Below are 6,000 nucleotides of genomic sequence, written 5' to 3'. Positions count from 1 at the left end.
GTCGGTCTTGGTTGCCGTCAGGGTCACCAGAGTATCCGCGGTCAGGCTCTTCGAATCATCCGGATTGGTGGTGTTGGTATGGACCACGGCGCGGAGCTGGTCGAGGGTGACGTCACCGTTGGCGGCAACGCTGACGGTGAACACCAGTTGATTGGTCGTGGCTGTGCGGCCTTCGACCACTGTGCCATTGAGCGACAGGTTGACCGCCTCACCGGTAGCGGTGTCGGTCAAGCCGGAAGCCCCGGCCACCACGCCCAGCGCATAGGTCAGCGTGCCAGCGCCATCGGCGCCAAATGCCGAGGTGAAGTTGGCGGCGAAGTTCTGCGTGGCGTTGGTTGCCAGCACCGTTTCATCGACTGTCAGTATCGGCTCGGTGCCGGTGGTGTTGATGCTTGGCCCATCATCCTTGAACACCAGGTTTTGCCCGATATTCAGGGTGGCCTGGGCGCTGTCACCGTCCCTGTCGGTTTTGGTTGCCGTCAGGGTCACCAGGTTGTCCGAGGTCAGGCTGGTGGAGTCATCCGGATTGGTGGTGTTGGGATGGACCACGGCGCGGAGCTGGTCGAGGGTGACGTCGCCATTGGCGGCGACGCTGACGGTGAACACCAGTTGGTTGGTCGTCGCCGTGCGGCCTTCGACCACGCCGCTGTTGAGCGACAGGTTCACCGCCTCATTAGTGGCCGTGTCGGTCAGCCCGGAGGCCCCGGCTACCACGCCCAGCGCATAGGTCAGGGTGCCGGCGCCATCGGCGCCAAACGCCGAGCTGAAGTTGGCAGCGAAGTTTTGCGTGGCGTTGGTCGCCAGTACGGTTTCATCAACTGTCAGTATCGGCTCGGTGCCGGTGGTGCTGATGCTTGGCCCATCATCTTTGAACACCAGGTTCTGCCCGATATTCAGGGTCGCGTGGGCACTGTCGCCATCCCTGTCGGTTTTGGTCGCCGTCAGGGTCACCAGGTTGTCGGAGGTCAGGCTGGTGGAGTCATCCGGATTGGTCGCGTCGGGATGGATCACGGCGCGGAGTTGGTCGAGGGTGACGTCACCGTTGGCGGCGACGCTGACGGTGAGCACCAGTTGGTTGGTCGTCGCCGTGCGGCCTTCGACCACGCCGCTGTTGAGCGATAGGTTCACCGCCTCATTAGTGGCCGTGTCGGTCAGCCCGGAGGTCCCCGCCACCACACCCAGCGCATAGGTCAGCGTGCCGGCGCCATCGGCGCCAAACGCCGAGGTGAAGTTGGCAGCGAAGTTCTGCGTGGCGTTGGTTGCCAGTACGGTTTCATCGACTGTCAGTATCGGCTCGGTGCCGGTGGTGTTAATGCTTGGGCCGTCATCCTTGAACACCAGGTTCTGCCCGATATTCAGGGTGGCCTGGACGCTGTCGCCATCCCTGTCGGTTTTGGTTGCCGTCAGGGTCACCAGGTTGTCCGAGGTCAAACTGGTGGAATCATCCGGATTGGTGGTGTTGGAATGCACTACGGCGCGGAGCTGGTCGAGGGTGACGTCACCGTTGGCGGCGACGCTGACGGTGAACACCAGTTGGTTGGTCGTCGCCGTGCGGCCTTCGACCACGCCGCTGTTGAGCGACAGGTTCACCGCCTCATTAGTGGCCGTGTCGGTCAGCCCCGAGGCCCCGGCCACCACGCCCAGCGCATAGGTCAGCGTACCGGCCCCATCGGCGCCAAACGCCGAGCTGAAGTTGGCAGCGAAGTTCTGCGTGGCGTTGGTCGCCAGTACGGTTTCGTCCACCGTCAGCGTCGGCTCAGTGCCGGTGGTGCTGATACTTGGCCCATCATCCTTGAACACCAGGTTCTGCCCGATATTCAGGGTGGCCTGGACGCTGTCGCCATCCCTGTCGGTTTTGGTCGCCGTCAGGGTCACCAGGTTGTCCGAGGTCAAACTGGTGGAGTCATCCGGATTGGTGGTGTTGGAATGCACTACGGCGCGGAGTTGGTCGAGGGTGACGTCACCGTTGGCAGCGACGCTGACGGTGAATACCAGTTGATTGGTCGTGGCCGTGCGGCCTTCCACCACTGTGCCATTGAGCGACAGGTTGACCGCCTCATTAGTTGCCGTGTCGGTCAGCCCGGAGGCTCCGGCCATCACGCCCAGCGTATAGGTCAGGGTTCCGGCGCCATCGGCGCCAAATGCCGAGGTGAAGTTAGCGGCAAAACTCTGCGTGGCGTTGGTTGCCAGTACGGTTTCATCGACGGTCAGCGTCGGCTCGGTGCCGGTGGTGCTGATGCTCGGGCCATCGTCCTCAAAGATTATCTTCGAGCCGATTTCGGCTTTCGCAATAGAGACTTGGAGCAGCTTGAAGCCACCGATATCGAAATCGGCATGGTTAGTGCCCTTGGCGTCGATGGCCGCGCCGTTCTCGATGAGCACGCGGTTGTGGTCTGCCGTTGTGGTGTATTCAATCTTGTAGCCGGCTTTAACGCCGGTGATGGTTGCAACCCCGGAAGCAAAGCTGATGACAATGGCCGGATCATTCGCCGAGCCGTCCGAGTTCTCGATCACCAGCCCGGTGCTGATGTTGATGACGCGAACATTGCTGATTGCAACCGACGCATCACCTACATAGCCGTTGATGAAATTCACGCCAGGTTCAGCAGCGGTGCTGAATGCGCTGATTTTTACGATAGCGCTTTTGCCGCTTTGCAACTGCACGACGTCGAACGTGGCCGACCTCGTATTGAAGACGTCGGTAAAGTCGATGTTGGCTTCAACATCTGCTTCGTTCTGATCCAGGTTGGGAATGGTCACATTCTGCCTGGCACCGGTGACGAACGAAAAGCGGATGCCTTCCTGTTCCGTAATCATCTGGTTGTTGGTGCCGAAGGTGGTCGGGCCACCCGCCTGGCTGGTATTGATTGTGTCGCCCGTCGTTATATTGGCGCCGCTTGACTGGTCGGCGGGGTTCTTGCCGGTGGCGATAATGGTCGGGTCCGTGATCCGCAAGACCCCACCGACGTCAACAACGGTCGGGGCCGCCGTCGTGAACATCAGGAACAGGTTCTGCCCGGAGGGCGCATTGGCCAGGCTGAAGACCAGGTCCTGGCTGGCGCCGATGAACACCTTGTTCAGCAGGTTGAGGGCATCGTCCGGGTTACTGGCGTCCGGATGCTTGAGCGGCTGGTATTCCACGGTCCAGATCTTGCCGCCGGTGACCGGCGATCCGCTTTCTTGAATGTAGGCCGCGAACACGATCGCGCCGGCTGGCCCCCCGGCTCGGCCCAGCAGGATGTTGTTGTTGCTATCGGTATAGAGAAGGATATCGGTGCCATTGAGGGTATCGAGTCCGCTGTCCAGGCCATTGAGCGGTGCGCCAGAGGTGCCGACGAAGCTGATATCGGTAATGCTGCCGCCGGGTGCCGCGGTGATGGTGAACGCATCACTGCCGGTGTTGCCCACCGCACCCGTATAGCCACTCAGGGCTGCACCCGCTGCGGTACCTGCCCCCAGCGCTGTCAACCGAGTAGTGAAGGCCGAGGGTAGCGCCGTGAGCAGAATGTCATTGTCGTCAGCGTCTTCTGCAGGGCTTGCGGTGGCCGTGCTGTTCTGCAACCCGGCTGTTTCGTCCAGCGTAACGTTCACACCCGTCGCCACGATACTCAGGGCGCTGTCGGTAAACGACGTTGTCGCGACAACGTCATCACTGGTACCGAACTTACTATCGGCACCTGCAGAGGCCGCGGTGAGCAGGAACGTTGCGCCTGCCGAGTCGTCGGGGTTCACGTACCACGAGGTCGTGACGCTGCCGTTGACTTGGCCGTCGAGATCGCCGGCACCGCCGTCGGTCACATACCAAGGCTCATGTCCCTCGCCGGTGTTGGTATCGAGTACATCGTCGGGGGTACCCCACACGTTATCCGCGCCGGGGCCAGTGGCGTGCTCCACTTCAAGCGCCACTGTGCTGCCGGCGGCGAAGCCGCTGGCCGTGATGATGGCCGTGCTGCCGGGGGCGTAGTCTGCTTGATCAGTAGTGACGGTTGGCGTTTGGAGGGGGGGTGGATCGCTCATGGAGGTATTGCTTTGGTCTTTACTCGCGATGGCGTCCTGGTGGGGGGGGGACAGATCGGTACTGCTGTCACCGGTCAGGTCGCTCGTGGGTTTTATTATTTTTTTGCGTGTAGTCATGACTTTCTCCTGAGCAATTCCAGGCATAGGCGCCGGATCGTGGACCTACTACTGGTACATGCCGCAACTATGGATAAGCGCCGGAGCTCGCGCATCGGCCGATACTCCCAGGCGAGATGGGAGTTTCGGACTACTTGGGAGGGGGTAATGAGATGACTAAGGCGTCAGGGCGTCGGAACGCAAACAAAAGCCGCAGCCGGTAACTGGCTGCGGCTTGCTTGTGGGTTTTGCCAATGTGGCATCAATAGAACAGGCGGGGCTCCGGAGACGCCAGCAAGCTGGCCAGCTTGGTCAGGGCAAAGCCCAGTTCGGCGCGGCTCGGGGCCATCAGGGCAATGCGTACTCCGCTCGTCGCGGTGGTGCGCTGGGCCAGGAACTGACTGCCGCTGACTACTGTTACGCCGTGGGCCCGGGCCAGGTTGGCAAATTCGTCGCAGGTCCAGGGTTCAGGCAACTCCAGCCAGATATGGAAGCTGTTGGGCTGGCTGCGAATCCGATAACCGCCAAGAATGTCCCTGGCCATTTGCTGCCGAGCGGCGGCCTCTTGCTGTTGCACCTTGACCAGTTGCTCGCCCATGCCGCTGTTGATCAGGTTGCTGGCCAGTTGTGCCATCAGCGGCGAAGGCATCCACACGCTGCTGCGTACCATCGACGACAGGCGCGAGAGGGTTTCAGGGGGCGCATACAGGTAGCCGATGCGCAGTGCCGGCAGAATGCTTTTCGACAGGCTGGTCAGGTAGATGGAGCGCTCTGGAGCATAGGCCGAGATCGGCTTGTGCACCGGTTGGGCCTCCAGGAACCCGTAAATGTCATCGTCGATGATGAACACATCATGTTCACGGGCAATCTGGGCAATTGCCTCGCGGCGCTCCGCTGGCATGATCGAGTTGGTCGGGTTCTGGTGGGTGGTCACGCACACCAGCAATGCCGGACGGTGTTCGATGCAGGCGGCCCTGAAAGCGTCGGGCAGCAGGCCGTACTCGTCGATCTGCACGCCTTTGAGGCGTCGATCCAGGCTGTGGGCCAGGGAGATGATCCCGGGGTAGCAGTGCTCTTCGCAGAGAATCACGTCATTGCTGTTCGACAGGCTACTGATCGCTACCAGCAAGCCATGCTGCGCGCCAGACGTGAGGATGATCTGCTGCCACCGTGCCTCTGGCAGGCTGCGTTGTACCCAGCGGGCACCGGCTTGCTTGTGCACGGCATGACCACCGTCGCTGGTGTAGTCCAGAACGCGGCTCAAATCCGCTGACTGCGCGAGTTCGGTAATCGCATCCCGTAGCCATCCGCCCGTGTCGGCGTCATTGGGCTTGATGATCGACAGGTCGATCTGGGCGCTGTCGGTGCTGGTGCTTTTGCCCGGCGTGGGCGAGGCCGGCCTGGCCTTGGCTTGCAGGACAAATGTCCCGCGTCCGACTTCACCAATCACCAGCCCGCGCTTGGCCGCCTCGTCATAGGCGCGACCAATGGTGCCGGGGGTGACTTTCAGGGTTTCAGCCAGGTCCTTGAGTGTTGGCAGCCGATCGCCCGGGCTCAGGTGCCCGGTACTGATGTCCTGCTCCAGGGCATCGGCAATCATCAGGTAAACCGGCTGCGCATGGCCGCTGTATTGAGGAACCCACATAGGGAAAGCACCAGAATCTACATGAGCGCGCAAGCCTAGCATGAAAGCCTGGATCAAGAGTAATCGAAGGGTAATCGAGTCTTATTGAATGCATTTAATCAATTTGTAGCTTGTCTGATCTCGCTTGTTCACTGCTGTGATAGCAACGACAGTGTGAAAAATTTCGCTCATAAATTTCAATTAAAATCAATTAGTTAGTGGCGTTTTCGGTGCTATGGAAGGCCATGGCAGCAGAAATTAAT

Annotated in this window: 2 protein-coding genes; both read right to left on the bottom strand. The window is 60.7% G+C overall.

The features are described from left to right. A partial coding sequence (locus NLX68_RS18950) for a DUF5801 repeats-in-toxin domain-containing protein (protein WP_254285234.1) occupies positions 1-4,017 on the bottom strand: 4,017 nt, incomplete at its 3' end. 358 nt (positions 4,018-4,375) lie between these two features. Beyond that, positions 4,376-5,758 carry a PLP-dependent aminotransferase family protein gene (locus NLX68_RS18945; protein WP_254285233.1) on the bottom strand — a complete coding sequence of 461 codons (1,383 nt, stop codon included), beginning with the start codon at positions 5,756-5,758 and terminating at the stop codon, positions 4,376-4,378. Between the last annotated feature and the right edge of the window lie 242 nt (positions 5,759-6,000).

The organism is Pseudomonas sp. SBB6 (assembly GCF_024213215.1).
Taxonomy (GTDB): Bacteria; Pseudomonadota; Gammaproteobacteria; order Pseudomonadales; family Pseudomonadaceae; genus Aquipseudomonas; species Aquipseudomonas donghuensis.
The sequence above is the reverse complement of the archived record's forward strand: the minus strand, read 5'-3'. Positions and strand labels throughout refer to the sequence as shown.

Bases quoted from the DNA above. Each gene is read 5' to 3' on its own strand.
- NLX68_RS18945 (WP_254285233.1), bottom strand. From the start codon at position 5,758: ATGTGGGTTCCTCAATACAGCGGCCATGCGCAGCCGGTTTACCTGATG.